General features: G+C 62.2%; 20 protein-coding genes. 9 read left to right on the top strand and 11 right to left on the bottom strand.

From position 1 onward, the window contains the following. The first annotated feature begins 5 nt into the window (after positions 1-5). Entirely contained in the window at positions 6-746 is a 741-nt protein-coding gene (locus ACWBU6_RS02305) for a response regulator (protein WP_452647269.1), read from the top strand. Then, positions 743-2,059 carry an ATP-binding protein gene (locus tag ACWBU6_RS02310; RefSeq protein ID WP_452647270.1) on the top strand — a complete coding sequence of 439 codons (1,317 nt, stop codon included), beginning with the start codon at positions 743-745 and terminating at the stop codon, positions 2,057-2,059. The genes ACWBU6_RS02305 and ACWBU6_RS02310 overlap by 4 nt, the downstream gene beginning before the upstream one ends. Positions 2,060-2,061: 2 nt before the next feature. On the opposite strand, the gene ACWBU6_RS02315 is transcribed toward ACWBU6_RS02310, so the two are convergent. The 7 genes from ACWBU6_RS02315 to ACWBU6_RS02345 all read right to left on the bottom strand — a co-directional run bounded on the left by ACWBU6_RS02315 (position 2,062) and on the right by ACWBU6_RS02345 (position 9,398). After that, the gene (locus ACWBU6_RS02315) at positions 2,062-3,069 is read right to left on the bottom strand and encodes a histone deacetylase family protein (protein WP_452647271.1); all 1,008 of its coding nucleotides are present in this window, start codon (positions 3,067-3,069) and stop codon (positions 2,062-2,064) included. Between the two features lie 3 nt (positions 3,070-3,072). Then, positions 3,073-4,665, bottom strand: coding sequence for a glutamate--cysteine ligase (gene gshA / locus ACWBU6_RS02320; protein ID WP_452647272.1), 1,593 nt, complete (start codon positions 4,663-4,665; stop codon positions 3,073-3,075). A 110-nt stretch (positions 4,666-4,775) separates the two neighbouring features. After that, entirely contained in the window at positions 4,776-5,606 is an 831-nt protein-coding gene (gene prmC / locus ACWBU6_RS02325; protein ID WP_452647273.1) for a peptide chain release factor N(5)-glutamine methyltransferase, read from the bottom strand. Continuing rightward, on the bottom strand, positions 5,603-6,076 hold the full coding sequence (locus tag ACWBU6_RS02330; RefSeq protein WP_452647274.1) for a disulfide bond formation protein B: 474 nt from the start codon (positions 6,074-6,076) through the stop codon (positions 5,603-5,605). Before ACWBU6_RS02330 ends, prmC begins: the two co-directional genes overlap by 4 nt. A gap of 141 nt (positions 6,077-6,217) precedes the next feature. Then, on the bottom strand, positions 6,218-7,294 hold the full coding sequence (gene prfA / locus ACWBU6_RS02335; protein ID WP_452647275.1) for a peptide chain release factor 1: 1,077 nt from the start codon (positions 7,292-7,294) through the stop codon (positions 6,218-6,220). Positions 7,295-7,379: 85 nt separating this feature from the next. Continuing rightward, the gene (hemA, locus tag ACWBU6_RS02340; RefSeq protein WP_452647276.1) at positions 7,380-8,654 is read right to left on the bottom strand and encodes a glutamyl-tRNA reductase; all 1,275 of its coding nucleotides are present in this window, start codon (positions 8,652-8,654) and stop codon (positions 7,380-7,382) included. Between the two features lie 54 nt (positions 8,655-8,708). Then, positions 8,709-9,398 (bottom strand): response regulator transcription factor, encoded by a 690-nt coding sequence (locus tag ACWBU6_RS02345; protein WP_452647277.1) that lies wholly within the window; start codon positions 9,396-9,398, stop codon positions 8,709-8,711. Positions 9,399-9,606: 208 nt separating this feature from the next. Between ACWBU6_RS02345 and ACWBU6_RS02350 the strand changes: the two genes are divergently transcribed. Beyond that, entirely contained in the window at positions 9,607-10,101 is a 495-nt protein-coding gene (locus ACWBU6_RS02350; RefSeq protein WP_452647278.1) for a hypothetical protein, read from the top strand. A 62-nt stretch (positions 10,102-10,163) separates the two neighbouring features. On the opposite strand, the gene minE is transcribed toward ACWBU6_RS02350, so the two are convergent. Genes minE through minC form a run of 3 tightly spaced genes read right to left on the bottom strand, consistent with a single transcriptional unit; the run spans position 10,164 to position 12,016 of the window. Continuing rightward, positions 10,164-10,415 carry a cell division topological specificity factor MinE gene (minE, locus tag ACWBU6_RS02355; RefSeq protein WP_130316192.1) on the bottom strand — a complete coding sequence of 84 codons (252 nt, stop codon included), beginning with the start codon at positions 10,413-10,415 and terminating at the stop codon, positions 10,164-10,166. Beyond that, on the bottom strand, positions 10,415-11,230 hold the full coding sequence (gene minD / locus ACWBU6_RS02360; protein WP_130316191.1) for a septum site-determining protein MinD: 816 nt from the start codon (positions 11,228-11,230) through the stop codon (positions 10,415-10,417). The genes minE and minD overlap by 1 nt, the downstream gene beginning before the upstream one ends. Before the next feature lie 21 nt (positions 11,231-11,251). After that, entirely contained in the window at positions 11,252-12,016 is a 765-nt protein-coding gene (gene minC, locus ACWBU6_RS02365; protein WP_452647279.1) for a septum site-determining protein MinC, read from the bottom strand. 103 nt (positions 12,017-12,119) lie between these two features. Between minC and ACWBU6_RS02370 the strand changes: the two genes are divergently transcribed. Together ACWBU6_RS02370 and ACWBU6_RS02375 are read left to right on the top strand one after the other, a co-directional pair. Beyond that, a complete protein-coding gene (locus ACWBU6_RS02370) occupies positions 12,120-12,593 on the top strand; it encodes a hypothetical protein (protein ID WP_452647280.1) in 474 nt (157 codons plus the stop codon). Next, positions 12,593-13,108 (top strand): GNAT family N-acetyltransferase, encoded by a 516-nt coding sequence (locus tag ACWBU6_RS02375; RefSeq protein WP_452647281.1) that lies wholly within the window; start codon positions 12,593-12,595, stop codon positions 13,106-13,108. The genes ACWBU6_RS02370 and ACWBU6_RS02375 overlap by 1 nt, the downstream gene beginning before the upstream one ends. Here the strand turns inward: ACWBU6_RS02375 and metE are convergent. Continuing rightward, positions 13,105-15,435: a 5-methyltetrahydropteroyltriglutamate--homocysteine S-methyltransferase gene (metE, locus tag ACWBU6_RS02380; RefSeq protein ID WP_452647282.1), complete on the bottom strand. Its 2,331-nt coding sequence runs from the start codon at positions 15,433-15,435 to the stop codon at positions 13,105-13,107. The two genes, ACWBU6_RS02375 and metE, sit on opposite strands and share 4 nt — an antisense overlap. Positions 15,436-15,536: 101 nt before the next feature. On the opposite strand from metE, the gene ACWBU6_RS02385 reads away from it, so the two are divergent. The 4 genes from ACWBU6_RS02385 to phbB all read left to right on the top strand — a co-directional run bounded on the left by ACWBU6_RS02385 (position 15,537) and on the right by phbB (position 18,870). After that, on the top strand, positions 15,537-16,445 hold the full coding sequence (locus tag ACWBU6_RS02385) for a LysR substrate-binding domain-containing protein (protein WP_452647283.1): 909 nt from the start codon (positions 15,537-15,539) through the stop codon (positions 16,443-16,445). A gap of 126 nt (positions 16,446-16,571) precedes the next feature. Further along, positions 16,572-16,844, top strand: a complete 273-nt coding sequence (locus ACWBU6_RS02390; RefSeq protein WP_452647284.1) for a phasin family protein — start codon at positions 16,572-16,574, stop codon at positions 16,842-16,844. Positions 16,845-16,919: 75 nt separating this feature from the next. Next, entirely contained in the window at positions 16,920-18,098 is a 1,179-nt protein-coding gene (locus ACWBU6_RS02395; RefSeq protein WP_452647285.1) for an acetyl-CoA C-acetyltransferase, read from the top strand. A 31-nt stretch (positions 18,099-18,129) separates the two neighbouring features. After that, positions 18,130-18,870 carry an acetoacetyl-CoA reductase gene (phbB, locus tag ACWBU6_RS02400; protein WP_426167185.1) on the top strand — a complete coding sequence of 247 codons (741 nt, stop codon included), beginning with the start codon at positions 18,130-18,132 and terminating at the stop codon, positions 18,868-18,870. Positions 18,871-18,917: the final 47 nt, after the last annotated feature.

An 18,917-nucleotide genomic window follows, 5' to 3' on the forward strand; every position in this document is an offset into this window, starting at 1 on the left:
GCCTTATGGAAAACCAAGACCACATCCTGATCGTTGACGACGACCGTGATATCCGCGAGTTGATCGGCGCCTATTTGCACAAGAACGGCCTGCGCACCTCGCTGGCAGCCAACGGCCGCCAGATGCGCGGCGTGATCGAGGAAGACACGCCGGACCTGATCGTGCTGGACCTGATGCTGCCGGGAGAAGACGGCCTGGCGCTATGCCGCGACCTGCGCGCCGGCAAGCACAAGGCCATTCCGGTGCTGATGCTGACCGCGCGCAACGACGAGACCGACCGCATCATCGGCCTGGAAATGGGGGCGGACGATTACCTGCCCAAGCCTTTCGCCGTACGCGAACTGCTGGCGCGCATCAACGCCGTGCTGCGCCGCACGCGCATGCTGCCGCCGAATATGCAAGTCAACGAATCGGTGCCGATGCTGGCGTTCGGCGACTGGCGGCTTGACACGGTGGCGCGCCACCTGCTCGATGCCGACGGCACGCAAGTCGCGCTGAGCGGTGCCGAATACCGCCTGCTGCGCGTCTTCCTCGACCACCCGCAGCGCGTATTGACGCGCGACCAACTGCTGAACCTGACCCAGGGCCGCAATGCCGACCAGTTCGACCGCTCGATCGACCTGCTGGTGAGCCGCGTGCGCCAGCGCCTGCGCGATACGGCGCGCGAACCGCGCTACATCAAGACCTTGCGCAGCGAAGGCTATGTCTTCTCGGCCGCCGTCACGCTGGCGGCAGGCGAGCCATGATGCGCCTGCACTGGCCGCGTTCGCTGTTCGCGCGCCTCGCCCTGCTGCTATGCCTTGGCGTGGCCGTGGCACAAGGCTTGTCGTTCTGGCTCACCATGCGCGAGCGGAACGAGGCTACCACCAATATGATGAAGGGCTATATCGAACGCGAGGTTGCCACTTCGGTTGCCCTGCTCGATGCGCTTCCTCCCGTCCAGCGCCTGGAATGGCTGCCGCGCCTGGCGCGGCGCAGCTATGAGTTCCGCCTCGAGGCGTGCGACGAGTCGCTGCCGCACCTGGAAGTGATCGAGGCCAATGCAGTGCGCTCCTTCGAAGAGGGCATCGGCAAAAAGTACAAGCTCACCGTGCACCAGATCCCCGGCGAGCGCGAACGCTATCAGGTGCACCTGGAGTTGAGCGACGGCATGCCGTTGACGATTGATTTCCGCCCGATGCGCGACGTGCCCATGTCGCCCTGGTTTGGCGCCCTGATGGCGGCGCAGCTGGCGGTGTTTGCCTTGTGCTGCTGGCTGGCCGTACGCCTGGCCACACGGCCGCTGGAACAGCTTGCGCTGGCTGCCGATGCGCTGGGCCCCGACATGCAGGGGGCCCACCTGCCGGAAAGCGGACCGTCGGAAGTCGCGCGTGCAGCGCGCGCGTTCAACGCCATGCAGCAGCGCATTGCCGGCTATATGGCGGAGCGCATCCAGATCCTTGCTTCGATCTCGCATGATCTGCAGACGCCGATTACGCGCATGCGCTTGCGGGTCGATATGATGGATGACGAGGCGCAGCAGTCGAAACTGCGGCAGGACCTGAAGGCAATGGAGCAGCTGGTGAAAGAAGGCGTAGCTTACGCGCGCACCCTGCACGGCACCTCGGAAGCTCCCACGCGCATCGACCCTGACGCGCTGCTCGAGAGCATGGTGCACGATTACACCGACGCCGGGCAGGACGTGACGCTGCACGGCACGGTCGGCCACGCGATGGAACTGCGGCCGCAGGCGCTGCGCCGCGTGCTGGGCAACCTGATCGACAACGCGCTCAAGTTCGGCGGCCGCGCCGAGGTGCACGTTGCGCGTACGGACGGCGCCCGGGAGCAGCGCGGCATCGTCATCCAGGTGCTGGATCGGGGCCCGGGCATCCCGGCTGAATCGCTGCAAGCGGTTTTCGAGCCGTTCGTGCGGCTGGAGTCTTCCCGCAGCCGCGAGACCGGCGGCACGGGCCTGGGCCTGGCTATCGCCCGCCAGCTGGCAACTGCAATGGGCGGGAACCTGACGCTGCACCAGCGTGAGGGCGGCGGCCTGGAAGCGCGGCTGGCGCTGCCCGGCTAATCCTAGACCATCGCGCAGTCAAAGCCTTCCAGCACGTTGACGATATTGATGCCCAGCTCGCGCCGGACGGTGCCGCCTTCCAGCTGGAAGGTGGTCGGAACGCCGAGCCATGCCAGGCGTTCGCCCAGGCGCAGGAAGTCGGCAGGCGCCAGCCCGAAGCCGCCATGCTGCTCGCCATGGAAGATATTACCGCCCAGCGCCACCACCAGCGCCTCCGGACGGTACATGGACAGGCGCACGCAAGCCGTTTCCAGCGCGGCAAACCAGGCCTGCGCATTGGCGCCCGGAACCAGGGGGATGTTGACGTTGTAGCCCAGGCCGGCGCCCCCGCCTGTTTCATCGGCGTGGCCGCAGAAGTAAGGGTAGGCATGGCGCGGGTCGGCATGGATCGACAGGCAAAGCACATCGGCCCGTTCATAGAAGATGCCCTGCGCGCCGTTGCCATGCTGGTAATCGAGGTCGAGGATCGCCACCCTGGACATGCCGTCATCGAGCAGGTGCTGGGCGGCCAGTGCCGCATTATTCAGGTAGCTGTAGCCGCCGCAAAAATCGGCCCCCGCGTGATGGCCTTGCGGCTGGGTCAGCACAAAGCTGCCGCGCTCGCCAACCCGCAAGGCATGCGCCGCGTTGACCGCGCAGTCGGCGCCGCCTTTGGCCGCGCTCCAGGTGCCGGCGCCGATTGCAGTGAAGGTATCCATCGCATACAGCCCAAGCCGGGCGCGGAAATCCTCCGGCTCGATATCGGTACGCATGGTGCGTATCGCAAGCTGTTGCGGAACAATGCCCGGATAGCCGATGAATTCCTTGTGCGACTGCGACTCGCTCCAGGCGTTGCGCAGGAAGGCCAGATAGCGCGGGCTGTGCGTGCGCTCCAGCGCAGTCAGCGGCACGCTTTGCGGGGTCACGATCTGTCCCAGCCCGCGGCGCTCCAGCTCGGCCTGCACGGACCCGACCAGATGGGCCGTCCCGCCGAGTTGTTGTGCGTGCTGTTCGTTAAAGAAGGTGAGCAAGGGTCAGGTGCAGTGGTTCGGGCACAGGTTGCTGGCCCGGTAGGCCTTGACGTAATCGTCGAAGCTCCCGGTCTGGGTGCGCTCCAGATGTTCCTGCTCGGCGATGGAAACGCGCGCCATGTCGTCGAAGCGCGCCACATCTTGCGCGCTCGGCGGATGGCTGCGGAAGTAGGCCGCATGCTTCTCGCTCTGCTGCAGGCCGAAGGCGGTGAACGACTTGCCGTTCGCGCGCAGCGCCTGCAGCACGCGGGCTGACGGCGTGAGTTCCGGATCGTGCAGCTTGGCCGCCTGCGCTTCCAGTGCCGCCATGTGTTCGCGGCTGCCGTGCTCGCGGTCCAGCAGCTCCGCCACCGGCTTGAAGCGCTCCAGCAGGTCCAGGCCCCACTGCTTCAGCGTGACTTCCTCGCCGCCGCGGGTCAGGTTCAGGCCGGGACGGCGGCCTTCCTTCACCGTGCGTGCGAAATTGCGCGCCAGCAGTGCGCCATGTTCGGGCGTGATCAGCGGGCTTTCCTCCAGCGCGGAGAACAGCAGGAACACGTCGAGGAAGCGGCCCGTCTGCACGTTGATGCCGACCGGCTCGAACGGGTCCACGTCCATGCAGCGCACCTCGATGTACTGCACGCCGCGGTTGCACAGCGCCTGGATCGGACGCTCGCCGGTATTGATCACGCGCTTCGGCCGGATCGTCGAGTAATACTCGTTCTCGATCTGGATCACGTTGGTCGACAGCTGGACCCACTCGCCATTGACCTTGGTGCCGATCTTTGCATACGGCTCGTAAGGCTGGTTGACCGCCTTGGTCAGCGTGGCCACGTAGGAATCCAGGCTGTTCTCGTGCGGATGCAGGCCCGATTGCGCTTCGTTCTGGTAACCCAGGTCGCTCATGCGCAGGCTGGTCGCATACGGCAGGTAGAGCGTGTCGCCGGACAGCTTTTCCAGCTTGTGCGGCCGGCCGCGCAGGAAACCCTCGGCCAGCGCCGGCGAAGCACCGAACAGGTACATCAGCAGCCAGCTATAGCGGCGGAAGTTGCGGATGGTCGCCAGGTAGGCTTCCGACTGGTAAGCCTTGGGCGTGACGTTGGTCGCGCCTTCGTTCTCGGCCAGGATGCGCCACAGGCGCTCGTCCAGCGAATAGTTGTAGTGGATGCCGGCGATGCACTGCATCGCCTTGCCATAGCGCAGCGCCAAGCCGCGGCGGTAAACGTGCTTCAGCATGCCCAGGTTGGACTTGCCGTACCACGCGATCTCGATGTCCTCTTCGGCCGGCAGCTCGCAAGGCATGGACTGGCTCCAGATCAGTTCATCGCCCAACTTGGTATAGCTGAAACGGTGGATTGCATCGAGTTTTTCCAGCGTGGTTGCAATATCGTGTTCCGCCGGGGTGATGAACTCCAGCAGCGTCTCTGCGTAATCGGTGGTGATGTGCGGGTGGGTCAGGGCAGAGCCCAGGGGCCGGGGATGGGGCGTATGCGCCAGGTGGCCATCCGCTTGTACACGTAAGGTTTCTCGCTCAATGCCGCGCAGGCCGCCGCCCAGCACCGCACGGTGCTTATCGTCGGCCAACAAGGCCAGGCGGCGTGTCAATAGATTGGACAATTTGCTTCCTTTCCGATGCAGCAAATCAAATTGGTGCGAGATTAACCGAAAACCGAAAAGCGCGTACGATGCCCCCCAAAAACGGCCGGGAAGCCGCATGTTGCCGTATTTTACCCGGGGCGGCGGCCGCCGCTGACCCGCTCGATGCCGGCCAGGTCTTGCCAGCTTTGCACTTCAGTGTAACCGGATGACAATAAAAGCTCGCGCACCGCGGCCGGCTGGTCGTAGCCATGTTCCATCAGCAGCCAGCTACCCGGCGCCAGTTTGGCCTGGGCACCGGAAATGATGGTGCGCAGTGCGCTCAGTCCATCGGCAAAATCGGTCAGCGCACCGCTTGGTTCGAAGCGCAGGTCGCCCTCCGACAGGTGGCGGTCGCCATCCGCGATATAGGGCGGGTTGGAGACGATCAGGTCAAACTGCTCGCCTTCCACCGCAGCGTACCAGTCGCTGTGCAGGAAGCGTACATTGGCGCCGTTACGCTGCGCATTGCGCCTGGCCACAGCCAGGGCTTCCTGGCTCACGTCCAGTGCCGTCACGCCGGCATCCGGCCGGCTATGGGCGATGGCCACGGCGATGGCACCGCTGCCGGTGCCCATGTCCAGCACCTTGCCGCGCGGCGGCAGGCGCACCAGCGCCAGTTCCACCAGCAGTTCCGTATCGGGGCGCGGGATCAACACCGCCGGGGTGGTCTCGAATGCGAGACCGAAGAATTCGCGCTGGCCGACGATATAAGCCACCGGCTCGCCATCATGGCGGCGCTGCAGCAAGGCCGCCACGCGCGCCGCCTCCTCCGCGTTCAGCACGCGGTCGGACTGGGTAATCAACGCCGTGCGGCCGATGCCCAGCGCGTGGCAGACCAGGATGCGCTGGTCGACCGGATCGAGCAGCGGCTTGCGCTGCAAGGCGCCAAGCGTGATCCCGGCCGTGACCTGGTCTTTCATGCGCGCTTGCGCAGCACCAGCCACGCGCTGACGATCGCCAGGATACCGAACCAGATGCAGGACCACATCGGAACCACCAGGCCCAGGAACTTTTCATTCGCATCCTGGCACAAGCCTTCCGCGTAGAACAGCCATGGCAGGTATTCGGAAGTGGGGATTTTGTTCAGCAGCGTTTCCATGGGATCGATGCCGCAGGACAGGCCGGGGTGGGCCAGGACCCACAACTGCTTGATGGCCACGCCCATGCCGCCCAGAGCCGCCAGCAGCCCGACGCCGGCCGCGATTTTCGGCCTGGAGGCAAAGGCGCCGATCAACGCCGCAATGCCGATCGCGATGAACAGGTAGCGCTGGATCACGCACAGCGGGCAAGGCATCAGGTACAGCACATGCTGGAGATACATTGCCGCGCCGATCATGCCAAAGCTTACAAAGGCGATCGCCAGCAGGACATTACGGTTGCTCATCGTCATCAAGTTATCAAGGTTAAAAATCCGACCAATTCTCGCACAAAGCGCCGGCACAATCCTTAAGCCGCCATTATTCCAGCCCGGCCCGTGGCAACCTTGGGGTCTGACCCCAAGGTTGCCACGGGCCGACCCCTGACCAACACCTTAATCGCCGAGGGCGGCAAGTTGCTCGGCCTGGTGCTCGGTGGTCAGGGCGGTGGTCAGTTCGTTCAGGTCGCCGTCCATGATCATGTCCAGCTTGTACAGCGTGAGGTTGATGCGGTGGTCCGTCATGCGGCCCTGCGGGAAGTTGTAGGTGCGGATGCGCTCGCTGCGGTCGCCGGAGCCGATCAGGCTCTTGCGCGTGGCCGCTTCCTTCGATTGCTGCTCGCGCAGTTGCACGTCCTTGATGCGCGCTGCCAGCACCTTCATTGCGGATGCCTTGTTCTTGTGCTGCGAGCGGTCGTCCTGGCATTCCACCACGATGCCCGAGGGCAGGTGGGTGATGCGTACCGCCGAATCGGTCTTGTTGATGTGCTGGCCGCCGGCGCCCGATGCGCGGAAGGTGTCGATGCGCAGGTCGGCCGGGTTGATATGGACGTCTTCCACTTCATCCGCTTCCGGCATCACCGCCACGGTGCAGGCCGAGGTGTGAATGCGGCCCTGGGTCTCGGTGGCGGGCACGCGCTGCACGCGGTGGCCGCCGGATTCGAACTTCAGCTTGGAATAGGCGCCGTTGCCGATGATGCGCGCAATGACTTCGCGGTAGCCGCCCAGGTCGCTCTCGGATGCCGACACAATCTCCACCTGCCAGCGCGAGCGCTCGGCAAAGCGGGTGTACATGCGCAGCAGGTCGCCCGCAAACAGCGCCGATTCGTCGCCGCCGGTGCCGGCGCGGATTTCGAGGAAGATATTGCGCTCGTCGTTTTCATCCTTCGGCAGCAGCATCTTCTGCAGGTCCAGTTCCAGTCCCCCAAGGCGCGCCTTGCCCGCTTCGATTTCTTCCTGCGCGAATTCCTTCATGTCCGGATCGGACAGCATCGCTTGCGCGTCGTCGATATCGCCCAGCACCTGCTGGTAATCCTTGTACAGCGCCACCAGTGGCTGCAGTTCGCTGTGTTCGCGCGTCATCTTGCGGTAGCTGTCCATGTTCGACGTGGCGCCTTCGGACATCAGCAGTTCGTCCAGTTCGACCAGGCGGTTGGCGAGTTGGTCCAGCTTGGCCAGCATTGATGGTTTCATTCGGGTCCTATGCGGAAGGGGGGCGCCAGGCGGCGCGATCAAAACGGGAGGTTGCCGCATCTGCGGCAGGCAGCGGGAAGCGCCGCTAACGGCGGCCGCGGAACAATTGTGGCAGCAGTTCGGCCAGTTGGGCGCGCTCGTCGCCCTGGGCGCGGTGCAGCGCCTGCTGCGGGCCGTGCATGAACTTTGCGGTCAGGCCTTTGGACAAGGCTTCCAGCACCGCGTCGACCGATTCGCCCCTGGCCAGCAGCTTGCGTGCGCGCTCCAGCTCCAGCAGGCGAATCGCTTCGCCGTTCTCCTGCAGGCCCTGGATCACCGGCACCACGGCGCGGTCGTCGATCCAGTGCATGAACGATTGCACGCGGGTTTCGATAATCGCTTCGGCCTGCGCTACGGCGGCCTGGCGATTTTCCATGCCGGTCTGCACCACCTTGCCCAGGTCGTCCACGGTGTAGAGGAAGGCGTCGTTCAGGCGGCCCACTTCCGGCTCGATATCGCGCGGCACGGCCAGGTCGACCATGAACATCGGCTTGTGGCGGCGGGCCTTGATGGCGCGTTCCACCATGCCCAGTCCGATCAGCGGCAGCGACGAAGCGGTGCAGGAAACGACGATATCGTACTGGTGCAGCTGGTTGCCCAGTTCGGCCAGGCGCATGGCCTTGCCGTTGAAGCGGTGCGCCAGCGCTTCGCCGCGTTCCATGGTGCGGTTGGCTACGGTGATCGATTTCGGGTTTTGCGCCGCGAAGTGCGTGGCGCACAGTTCGATCATTTCGCCGGCGCCGATGAACAGCACGTTCTGTTCGGAGATCTTGTCGAAGATGCGCTGCGACAGGCGCACGGCCGCAGCAGCCATCGACACGCTGTGCGCGCCGATCTCGGTGGTGCTGCGCACTTCCTTGGCAACGGAGAAGCTGCGCTGGAATAGCTGGTGCAGGTAGGTGCCGAGGCCGCCCGCTTCATCGGCGGTGCGGATCGCGTCCTTGATCTGGCCCAGGATCTGGGTCTCGCCCAGCACCATGGAATCCAGGCCGGAAGCGACGCGGAAGGTATGGCGCACGGCATCGTGCTGCGGCAGCATGTACAGGTGCGGGCGCAGTTCGGCGTAATTCAGCTTGTGGAAATCGGCCAGGAATTGCGCGCCGGCGTCGAGCGGGCTGGCGGCATTGCTGGCCGCGTACAACTCGGTGCGATTGCAGGTGGACAGGATGGCCGCTTCGTCGCCGCCTTTCGAATCGGCGCGCGCAAACCAGTTGCGTGCCGCCGCCACTGCCGTGCCAAGCTGCTCAGGCGCGAACGCCAGCCGTTCGCGCAGTGCGACGGGTGCAGTGGTGTGGTTGAGGCCGACGGCGAGAAGTTGCATCTTGGTCCAGACGGAAGATTCCAGACGCCATTATACCTTGTGCTGCTTTCGCCCTCAGGAGCCCAGCTTTTCGAGCCGGTAGCCGTAGCTGTAAACCGGCACCAGGCGGAAGCCGTTTTCTGGTTTCAGTTGCAATTTATTGCGGACGCGGGAAACGTGGGTATCCATCGTGCGCGACGGGACTTCGGTTTCGCGGATCCAGACCGCCTCGTGGATGTAGGCACGCGACAGTGGGCGGCCAATGTTGCGGAAAAACAGCAAAGCCAGGTAGAACTCTTTGTGGGTGACATCCAGTACTTGCCCATCCATCAACAAGCGGCCGGGACGGGTTTCGAACACGTATTGGCCGAATTGCAATTGTTCGGCGCCGTTCTGGCTCGGGTAGGCGCGCCGCAACTGGGCCTGGACGCGCGCCACCAGCTCGGCCCGGCGCAGCGGCTTGACCAGGTAGTCTTCGGCGCCGAGCGACAGGCCGGCCACGATATCGTCTTCGCCGGCACTGGTGGTGAGGAACATCACAGGGCCGTTTTCCGGCAGCTTTTCGCGGGCCTTGCGAATGACCTCGGCCGGGTCCATATCGTTAACCTGCCAGTCAAGGATCAGCATGTCGACGCTGTCCTTGCGCATATTGGCCAGCAAGTCCTTGGCCATCTGGTAGCCATGGCAGGCATGACCAGCAGAAGTCAGGACCTGGCAGATCAGGTCCGCCTGGCTTCGGTCAGCATCAAGGACAACGATTCTCATGGTTCTTTACAGCAAAATGTTAAGAAGCAGTCACACGAATATAACAGAGTTTTACAAGAAATAGTTACCAATTTGATCAAAGATTTCTATGTGGCACTATTTTATCTGGTCCCGTGCGAAGCTGTCTCTCTATCACACGGTACACTGCTTGGGCGGGTAGCACAATGGATCAGGTGTTATTTTGCAAGTCGATTGGGGGAGTGAAAACATGAAAAATGACTGGACTGTGTTGCCCTCCACTGAGGCGGACATCGATGCCGTGCGCGAACGCTGCCGGCGCCTGGTGCGGCGCCGCGCGGCGGTTTCGGCCGGCGTGGCGGCGGTGCCGATTCCCGGCATCGACGTGGTGTCCGATCTTCGCCTGTTCACGCAGCTCATCGATGATGTGAACCACGAATTCGGCTTGTCTGCGGATCAGATCGACCGTATGCAGCCGAAATTGAAGCTGATCGCTTACGAGGCGGTCGTCAGCCTGGGCGGGATGTTAGTGGGGAAAGTTGTGACGCGCGAGCTGGTCGGGACGGTGTTAAAACGTAGTGCCGGCAAGATCGCGGCCAAGCAGGCGGGCAAACTGGTGCCTATTGCAGGTCAAATCGCTTCCGCTACTATTGGTTTCTTTGCCTTCCGGCAGATTGGCTACCAGCATGTGGAGGCTTGCGCCAAGGTGGCGCGGCAGGTGCTGGTGGCGGGCCAAAACCGGTAAGGCAGGGTCAGACCCAAGGGTCTGACCCGCGTATGCGGCTGCCACAGGCCGGTTTAGCGGTTCTAAGCGTCCGGTAGAACCACGTTCACGTCGAGCACTTCCAGGTTGCCCTGGCGATCCAGCGAGATCTTGATATCGTCCGCCGACACCTTGGTGTACTTCGAAATCACATCAACCAGCTCTTTGTGCAGCGCCGGCATGAAGTCCGGCCCGGCGCGGCCGTTGCGCTCGCGGGCAATGATGATCTGCAAGCGCTCCTTTGCCGCCACCGCCGTCTTGGGCTTGTTCTGGAACAGGAAAGAAAGCAGGGCCATTATTTAGCTCCAAAGATACGCTTCAGGAAACCTGGCTTTTCATAGTCGGTAAACTTCAGCTCAACTTCTTCGCCCAGGAAGCGCGACACCACGTCGGTGTAGGCTTCGGCCACATCGGTTCCCTTGAAGTGGATTGCCGGGTTACCCTGGTTGGAAGCATGCAACACCTGCTCCGACTCGGGGATGATGCCGATCAAAGGAATGCGCAGGATCTCTTGCACGTCTTCAAATGACAGCATCTCGCCCGCTTCCACGCGCTTCGGCGAGTAACGGGTGATCAACAGGTGTTCCTTGACCGGCTCGCCGCCGGACAGGGCGCGGCGCGACTTGGCCTGGATAATGCCGAGGATGCGGTCGGAGTCACGTACCGACGACACTTCCGGATTGGTCACGATCAGGGCTTCATCGGCAAAGGTCAGCGCCATCAGGGCGCCGTGTTCGATACCGGCCGGCGAGTCGCAGACGATGAACTCGAAGTCCATCTTGATCAGCTCGGCCAGCACGGCTTCCACGCCGTCTTCCGTCAGGGCATCCTTGTCGCGCGTCTGGGACGCCGGCAGGATGTACAGGTTCTCGCAGTGCTTGTCCTTGATCAGGGCCTGGTTCAGGGTAGCTTCTTTGTGCACCACGTTGATCAGGTCATACACAACGCGTCGTTCGCAACCCATGATCAGGTCCAGGTTGCGCAGGCCGACGTCAAAATCGATGACGACGGTTTTGTGGCCGCGCATGGCGAGGCCGGTGGAGAAGCTGGCGCTGGAAGTCGTTTTGCCGACACCGCCCTTGCCGGACGTAACTACAATAATTCGTGCCACAAAGAATCCTTTACTGAACTGTTATTTTGCGGAATTGACAGATTGTATATCCAGACTCTCGCCCTTTAACCGGATTTGTACCGGTTTGCGTGCGTTTTCAGTCGGGAAACCATCTTCAAAAGTACGATAAACACCTGCGATCGAGACCAGTTCCGGGCTCATCGACATAGCGAAAATACGGGCCGAAGCGTCGCCGGAGGCGCCTGCCAGGGCACGGCCGTTCAAAGTGTTGTAAACGTGGATACTGCCATCCGCGATGATCTCGGCGCCGTTGTTGACGACGGCCATCACGATCAGGTCGCCGCCGCGCGCATAGATGCGCTGGCCGGCCCGGACCGGGGTGTCGATGATCATGGTACCGCTGAAAGCTGGTGCCGCCGGCGCCGCCGTTTTGGCAGGAGCCGGGGCCGGCGCAGGGGCCGGAGCTGGCACTGGTTTCGGGGCTGCGACGGGCGCTTCTTCGCGCTTGCCGCTGTCCAGTTGCAGGCCGTGTTGCTGGATTTCTTCCACCATGTCCGGTTTGGCGTTGCGCACGGCCACCGGATTCAGGCGGTATTTTTTCAGGAGGGCGATAGTTGCCGCCCAGTCAATGCGTTCGCAGCCCGGCGCCAGGTCGCCGACGTCGATGACGGCAAGGTCCCCTTCGAAGAAATCGGAAACGCCGCCAGTCATCTCATGCATGGCGGCGTCGAGGGCGACGAGATCGCTCGTGTACATGATGGCGGACACGGCGACGACGGTGGAAATCCTGATCTCGATAGGCTTCTGGAACGTGCTCTTCGGCATAACAATCGCAAAGTAACGGGCTGGGCCCAGGCTGGGTGCATTGTACTTTGCTTAAGCTTGCTTGGGGAGGGGAGCCCAGTGTTTATGCGGCCTGCAGGCCTAAATGGTCGACGAACGGCTGGAAATCCCTGTCGCTATAGAGCAGTGCATAGTGCGATACCGTTGCAAACGCGACTGGCTGGAAGTTGTCATGCCTTGTCGCCGCGAACCGGTTAGTATTTGCCGTTTCAACAAGGAATGGCCAAGCATGGATAACAGGGCACGCTTTGCAGCGTTGGCCGAAAATTTGGCCGGCGAACCAGGTGTCGAGTCTGGACAAGGCGCCAGGAAAGGCTTTGGTACGTCGGCTTTGAAGGTCAACGGAAAGATATTTGCCATGGTGTCGGCGGCTGACGAATTTGTCGTCAAGCTGCCACGCACGCGGGTCGCAGAGCTCGAGGCTTCCGGCATCGGCCACAAGTTTGACCCAGGCCATGGGCGTTTGATGAAGGAATGGCTGGCGGTCGGCGCGAACGCGGTCAGCCGCTGGCCTGATCTGGCACGCGAGGCCCTGCACTGCGTGGGTGGTGCCCAATAATGCCTGAGATCGAACTGCTTCAGCTCACAAGCGAAGAATTGCTTGGCTTGGCGAGAACGGAGCCTGCCGACAATTTCGCTGGCGCGCTGGAAGGAGCGCTTCCACCGCCGCACGTTGCCGACCGCGCGTTGAAGCAGCTGGAGGCAGGCGTGCCTGCTTTCTGGTGCGCGCCGTTCCTGATCGTGGCCCGGCCCGAAGGCACCATCCTTGGAGGCTGCACCTTTAAAGGCATGCCGTCCAATGGCGATGTTGAAATAGCGTATGGGGTTGCCAAGCCGATGCGGGGCCGCGGCATTGCAAGTGCTGCCGTGGCCCAGCTCCTGAAGTTGGCAGCAGCGGATCGTTCGGTGCAGCAAGTCGTCGCAGAGATCCTTCCGTCAAACATCGGCTCGTCGAAAGTTGTATCGCGCCTGGGCTTCACGGCGCGCGCGACTCTGGTCGACTCCGACGGGGAAACAGTTGTGCGCTGGATCTATTCTGTTTCCCCTAATGGAGTCCAAATAGGGAAGGCTTAGGAAAGTTCCAGTTCAGTACGCAGATTTCGGGCGGCCGCGACCATGTTTTGCAGGGCCGCGGCAGTTTCCGGCCAGGCGCGCGTTTTCAGGCCGCAGTCGGGATTGACCCAGAGCTGCGCGGGCGGCACTACCTTCGCCGCCTTGCGCAGCAGCGCGGCCATTTCATCGCTGCCGGGCACGCGCGGCGAGTGGATGTCATACACGCCGGGACCGATCTCGTTCGGGTAGCGGAAGCTGGCGAAGCCGCCCAGCAGCTCCATGGCCGAGCGGCTCGATTCGATGGTGATCACGTCGGCATCCAGCGCAGCGATCGCCGGCAGGATGTCGTTGAACTCGGCGTAGCACATGTGGGTATGGATCTGCGTAGCGTCGTCAGCCACGGCCGCGCTGAGACGGAAGGCCTTGGTCGCCCACGCCAGGTAAGCATCCCAGCGGCTGCGGCGTAGCGGCAAGCCTTCGCGCAGCGCAGGCTCGTCAATCTGGATGATGGCGATGCCAGCGTTCTCCAGGTCATGCACCTCATCGCGGATCGCCGCGGCAATTTGCTGCGCTGTGTCGGAGCGCGGCTGATCGTCGCGGACAAAAGACCATTGCAGGATCGTGACCGGTCCGGTCAGCATGCCTTTCACCGGCTTGGCGGTCAGGCTCTGCGCATACCCGGCCCATTGCACCGTCATCGCTTGCGGACGCTGCACGTCGCCGAAAATGATCGGCGGCTTCACGCAACGCGAGCCGTAGGACTGCACCCAACCGTTAGCCGTAAAGGCGAACCCTTCCAACTGCTCGCCGAAGTATTCGACCATGTCGTTACGTTCAGCCTCGCCGTGGACCAGCACGTCCAGTCCGAGTTCTTCTTGCCGGCGGATGGCGTGCTCAATTTCTTCACGCATTGCTTGCTGGTAGTCCAGCGCAGCAAGCTCACCGCGTTTGAAGGCCGCACGGGAGGCACGAATTCGCGGAGTTTGCGGGAACGAACCGATGGTCGTGGTTGGAAACGCAGGCAGTGCCAGGCGCTCGCGTTGCAGTTGCTGGCGTTTGGCGAACGGCGAATTGCGGCGCGAACTGGCCGCATCTGCGGAGAATGCCGCAATCCGCGCAGCGACTTCCTGCTTGTGAACACGGGTGCTGGCGCGGCGGCTGGCCAGTGCTGCGCGCGCTTCGGCAAAGCCCCGCGCGACCTGGCCGGAAACGCGCTCATCTGCGGACAGCGCGGCTTTGAGCAATGCGAGTTCGGCCAGCTTCTCCTCGGCAAAGGCCAGCCATGGCTGCACCTCGGCGTCAAGGGAGGGCTCGGCCGCCAGGCTGTATGGCACGTGCAGCAAGGAGCAGGAAGTGGAAAGCCAGACCGGCCCGCTGCGCTTGCCGATCACCGGCAGGAGCGTCGCGAGGGCGGCATCCATATCGGTGCGCCAGATGTTGCGGCCATCAATGATGCCAATCGACAGCACCTTATGTGCCGGCAGCCAGTCGGCCACGCTGGCCAGCTCGCTGGCGGCGCGCACGGCGTCCACGTGCAGGCCGGCGACAGGCAAGCGGCAGGCCAGGCTGACGTTTTCTTCCAGGGGCGAGAAGTATGTGGCGACCATCAGTTGCGCACCTGATTGGTTGAGCAGCCAATATGCTGGCTCGAACGCATTACGCCAGGCGTTGGGCAGGTCGAGGCCCAGGATAGGTTCGTCCAGTTGCACCCAGTCGGCGCCTGCTGCGCGCAACTGCATCAGGAGCTTGCTGTATTGCGGCAGCAGGGTGTCGAGCAGGTCGAGGCGATTGAAGCCGGCGACTGCGTCGCGCTCCTTGCCGAGCCAAAGGAAAGTCAATGGACCGAGCAGCATCGCTTTCACCTGGTGACCGGCGGCGCGCGCTTCGGCGACTTCATCCAGCAGCCGCTGGGCATGCAGTGCGAACCCAGTCGACTCGCTGAACTCCGGCACCAGGTAGTGGTAGTTGGTGTCGAACCATTTCGTCATTTCCAGCGCCGCACCATTGTGGCCGCAGCCGCACGATTCATGTGCGCTATCTCCGCGTGCCATGGCGAAGTAGCGTGCCAGTTCCGGCTCGCCATCCTCGAAGCCAAAGCGTGCCGGCTCGCATCCAAACAGCTGGATATGGTTGGCCACATGGTCGTAGAAGGCGAAATCACCCACCGTCACGACATCCAGTCCGTGCTGGCGCTGGGTTTCCCAGTGCCGGGCACGGAGATTGCTGGCAGTGTCTTGCAGCGCTGCTTCGGACAGGTCGCCGCGCCAAAAGCGCTCCAAGGCGAACTTCAATTCACGCGCTGCGCCGATGCGTGGAAAGCCAGGAATATGAGTTTGTATGAGTTTCATTTTTGTCATGCTTAAGAAATATTGATGAAGTACAGTTTGCGGCATGACGGCATATAATAAAAACGAAACTTTTTATGCATCCACTTGAAAACTTTTCATACATGCTTGAGATTCGTCACTTGCGCACGCTGTCGGCGCTTCGCTCCTCGGGTAGCCTGGTCAAGGCAGCACAGTTGCTGAACCTGACGCAGTCAGCCCTGTCGCATCAAATCAAATTGCTGGAAGATCGCTACGGTACGCCGCTGTTTGAGCGTAAATCGATACCAATCGGCTTCACCGCTACCGGCGAACGCTTACTGAAACTGGCCGATACGCTGTTGCCGGAAGTGGAGCGTGCCGAGCGCGACGTGCTGCGCCTGTCGCAAGGCGACACCGGCCAGTTGCGCGTGGCGCTGGAATGCCATACATGTTTCGATTGGCTGATGCCGGTGATGGATGCCTTCCGCACCCGCTGGCCGGACGTGGAAATCGACCTGGTTTCCGGCTTCCACAGCGAACCGGCCGACCTGCTGCGCAATGGTGCGGCCGACCTGGTGATCGGTTCCGACTACAGCGCCGAGTATTCCACCTTCCCGCTATTCCGCTTCGAAATCCTCACCGTGATGGCGCAAAAGCACCGCCTCGCCGGACAGCGCCGCCTGTCGGCCCAGGATTTCTCGGGCGAAACCCTGATCACCTATCCGGTGCCCGAAACACGCATCGACCTGATCCGCGAGGTGCTGCGCCCCGCCGGCGTCGAGTTCCAGCGCCGCACCGCCGAACTCACGGTGGCGATACTGCAACTGGTTGCAAGCCGGCGCGGTGTCGCGGCTTTGCCGAACTGGGCCATCAAGAATTATGTCGACTACGACTACGTCATCGCGCGCCCGATTGGCGAGACCGGATTGTGGAGCGACCTGTTTGTCTCGGTGCCGCCGCCCTTGCAGCACAAGGCCTACGTGGCCGACTTCGTCAACGTGATACGCGAGCAGTGCGCAGCTACCTTGGACGGTATCAAGTTATTGTCGTGACATCGACATAGGTTTTATGCAAAATGAAAGCAGCCTTGATGTTTATCAAACGTTTGTCAGGAATCGCGCACTAACATGAGAAGTCTTGCGGTATCTCAGCCACCGAACAATTGAAGGAGCATGGGCATGTACGCGTTTACCGACGAATTTTCCCGCGCCGCACAAGCGGCTTTCGACACGCAACTTGCCAGCTTCGCCAACATCTGTGACTGGCATCGTGATACCGCATGGGCTTCTCTGGCTGCCATGACCGCAGCCTCCAACGAATTCCTGGCCATCCAGCATCCACAAGACCTGCTGCAAATGGCTACCGACCAGGGCAAGCACGCCATCGACCGTGCACAAGCATATGGACGCGAGGCAACAGACGTGGCTTTGAATAAGCCATTGTTCCGGTAGGCCATAGCTGGCCGCAGGCAGGGCACTTAGCTAGAATGCATTGAATGATTTTCATACCACTCCCGGAGAAGCAGAATGGATGATGTAGTAATTGTTGCAGCAGGCCGTACCGCAGTAGGCAAGTTCGGCGGTTCCCTGGCCAAGACCCCGGCAGCAGAGCTGGGCGCCCATGTCATCAAGGGCCTGTTGGCCAAGACTGGCATTGACCCGAACCTGGTCAGCGAAGTGATCATGGGCCAGGTGCTGACCGCTGGCGTCGGCCAGAACCCGGCCCGCCAGGCCCTCATCAAGTCCGGCCTGCCAAGCGCCATCCCGGGCTACACCATCAACAAAGTCTGCGGCAGCGGCCTTAAGGCCACCCACCTGGCAGCGCAAGCGATCAAGTGCGGCGACGCCAACATCATCATCGCCGGCGGCCAGGAAAACATGAGCGCCTCGCCGCACGTGCTGAACGGCTCGCGCGACGGCTTCCGCATGGGCGACGCCAAGATGGTCGATACCATGATCGTCGACGGCCTGTGGGACGTGTACAACCAGTACCACATGGGCATCACCGCCGAGAACGTCGCGAAGAAATACGATATCTCGCGCAGCCAGCAAGATGAATTCGCGCTGCAGTCGCAACTGAAAGCGGAAGCCGCGCAAAAGGCCGGCAAGTTCAAGGACGAAATCCTGCCGCTGGAAATCGTGCAGAAGAAAGGCAGCATCTTCTTCGACCAGGATGAGTACGTGAAGCCTGGCTCCACGCTGGAAGCGCTGTCCGGCCTGCGCCCAGCCTTCGACAAGGCAGGCTCCGTCACTGCCGGCAATGCCTCCGGCATCAACGATGGCGCGGCAGCCGTGATCATGATGTCCGCCAAGCAGGCCAAGGAACTGGGCCTGACCCCGCTGGCCCGCATCAAGGCTTACGCTTCGTCCGGCCTGGACCCGGCCTACATGGGCATGGGCCCGGTCACCGCTTCGCAGCTGTGCCTGAAAAAGGCCGGCTGGTCGCCGCAGGACCTGGACCTGATGGAAATCAACGAAGCGTTCGCCGCGCAAGCCTGCGCCGTGAACAAGGAAATGGGCTGGGACACCAGCAAGATCAACGTCAACGGCGGCGCAATTGCGATCGGCCACCCGATCGGCGCTTCCGGCGCCCGCATCCTGGTGACCCTGCTGCATGAAATGGTTCGCCGTGACGCTAAGAAGGGCCTGGCCTCGCTGTGCATTGGCGGCGGCATGGGCGTGGCATTGGCAGTTGAGAGGGAATGAGCTTTTGTTTAAATAAATAGGGGAACATTAAATGGCACGAGTTGCATTAGTAACGGGCGGCATGGGTGGTCTGGGCGAAGCGATCTGCATCAAGATGGTCGCACTGGGCTACAAAGTGGTAACCACGTATTCCCCAAGTAACAAGACGCATGAATCGTGGCTGGCCACGATGAAGGACCAGGGCTATAACTTCACCGCTTATCCTTGCGATGTGTCGGACTACGATTCGGCACAGACCTGCATCGCAGCGGTAGAGCGCGACATCGGCCCGGTTGACGTGCTGGTGAATAACGCCGGTATCACCCGCGACATGACCTTCAAGAAGATGGACAAGGTCAATTGGGATGCAGTGATGAAGACCAACCTTGACTCCGTGTTCAACATGACCAAGCCGGTAGCGGATGGCATGGTGGACCGTGGCTGGGGCCGCATCATCAACATCTCCTCGGTGAACGGCCAGAAGGGCGCTTTCGGCCAGACCAACTACTCCGCGGCCAAGGCCGGCGTGCACGGTTTCACCAAGGCGTTGGCGCTGGAAGTGGCACGCAAGGGCGTGACGGTCAACACCATCTCGCCTGGGTATATCGGCACCAAGATGGTGATGGAGATCCCGAAAGACGTGCTGGATTCGAAGATCATCCCGCAAATCCCGATGGCCCGCCTGGGCAAGCCGGAAGAAGTCGCAGGCCTGGTGGCCTACCTGGCGTCGGAGGAAGCGGCCTTCGTCACCGGCGCTAACATCGCGATCAACGGCGGCCAGCACATGTCCTGAGCGAAGCAAAGAGCAACGCAACACCCAAACGCCGTCCGGCCCTCGCG

The sequence above is a fragment of the Pseudoduganella sp. HUAS MS19 genome (genome assembly GCF_053615455.1).

Bases quoted from the DNA above. Each gene is read 5' to 3' on its own strand.
- ACWBU6_RS02305 (WP_452647269.1), top strand. From the start codon at position 6: ATGGAAAACCAAGACCACATCCTGATCGTTGACGACGACCGTGATATC.
- ACWBU6_RS02310 (WP_452647270.1), top strand. From the start codon at position 743: ATGATGCGCCTGCACTGGCCGCGTTCGCTGTTCGCGCGCCTCGCCCTG.
- prmC (WP_452647273.1), bottom strand. From the start codon at position 5,606: ATGAAAGACCAGGTCACGGCCGGGATCACGCTTGGCGCCTTGCAGCGC.
- ACWBU6_RS02330 (WP_452647274.1), bottom strand. From the start codon at position 6,076: ATGACGATGAGCAACCGTAATGTCCTGCTGGCGATCGCCTTTGTAAGC.
- prfA (WP_452647275.1), bottom strand. From the start codon at position 7,294: ATGAAACCATCAATGCTGGCCAAGCTGGACCAACTCGCCAACCGCCTG.
- hemA (WP_452647276.1), bottom strand. From the start codon at position 8,654: ATGCAACTTCTCGCCGTCGGCCTCAACCACACCACTGCACCCGTCGCA.
- ACWBU6_RS02345 (WP_452647277.1), bottom strand. From the start codon at position 9,398: ATGAGAATCGTTGTCCTTGATGCTGACCGAAGCCAGGCGGACCTGATC.
- ACWBU6_RS02350 (WP_452647278.1), top strand. From the start codon at position 9,607: ATGAAAAATGACTGGACTGTGTTGCCCTCCACTGAGGCGGACATCGAT.
- minE (WP_130316192.1), bottom strand. From the start codon at position 10,415: ATGGCCCTGCTTTCTTTCCTGTTCCAGAACAAGCCCAAGACGGCGGTG.
- minC (WP_452647279.1), bottom strand. From the start codon at position 12,016: ATGCCGAAGAGCACGTTCCAGAAGCCTATCGAGATCAGGATTTCCACC.
- ACWBU6_RS02370 (WP_452647280.1), top strand. From the start codon at position 12,120: ATGGTCGACGAACGGCTGGAAATCCCTGTCGCTATAGAGCAGTGCATA.
- ACWBU6_RS02375 (WP_452647281.1), top strand. From the start codon at position 12,593: ATGCCTGAGATCGAACTGCTTCAGCTCACAAGCGAAGAATTGCTTGGC.
- metE (WP_452647282.1), bottom strand. From the start codon at position 15,435: ATGAAACTCATACAAACTCATATTCCTGGCTTTCCACGCATCGGCGCA.
- ACWBU6_RS02385 (WP_452647283.1), top strand. From the start codon at position 15,537: ATGCTTGAGATTCGTCACTTGCGCACGCTGTCGGCGCTTCGCTCCTCG.
- ACWBU6_RS02390 (WP_452647284.1), top strand. From the start codon at position 16,572: ATGTACGCGTTTACCGACGAATTTTCCCGCGCCGCACAAGCGGCTTTC.
- ACWBU6_RS02395 (WP_452647285.1), top strand. From the start codon at position 16,920: ATGGATGATGTAGTAATTGTTGCAGCAGGCCGTACCGCAGTAGGCAAG.
- phbB (WP_426167185.1), top strand. From the start codon at position 18,130: ATGGCACGAGTTGCATTAGTAACGGGCGGCATGGGTGGTCTGGGCGAA.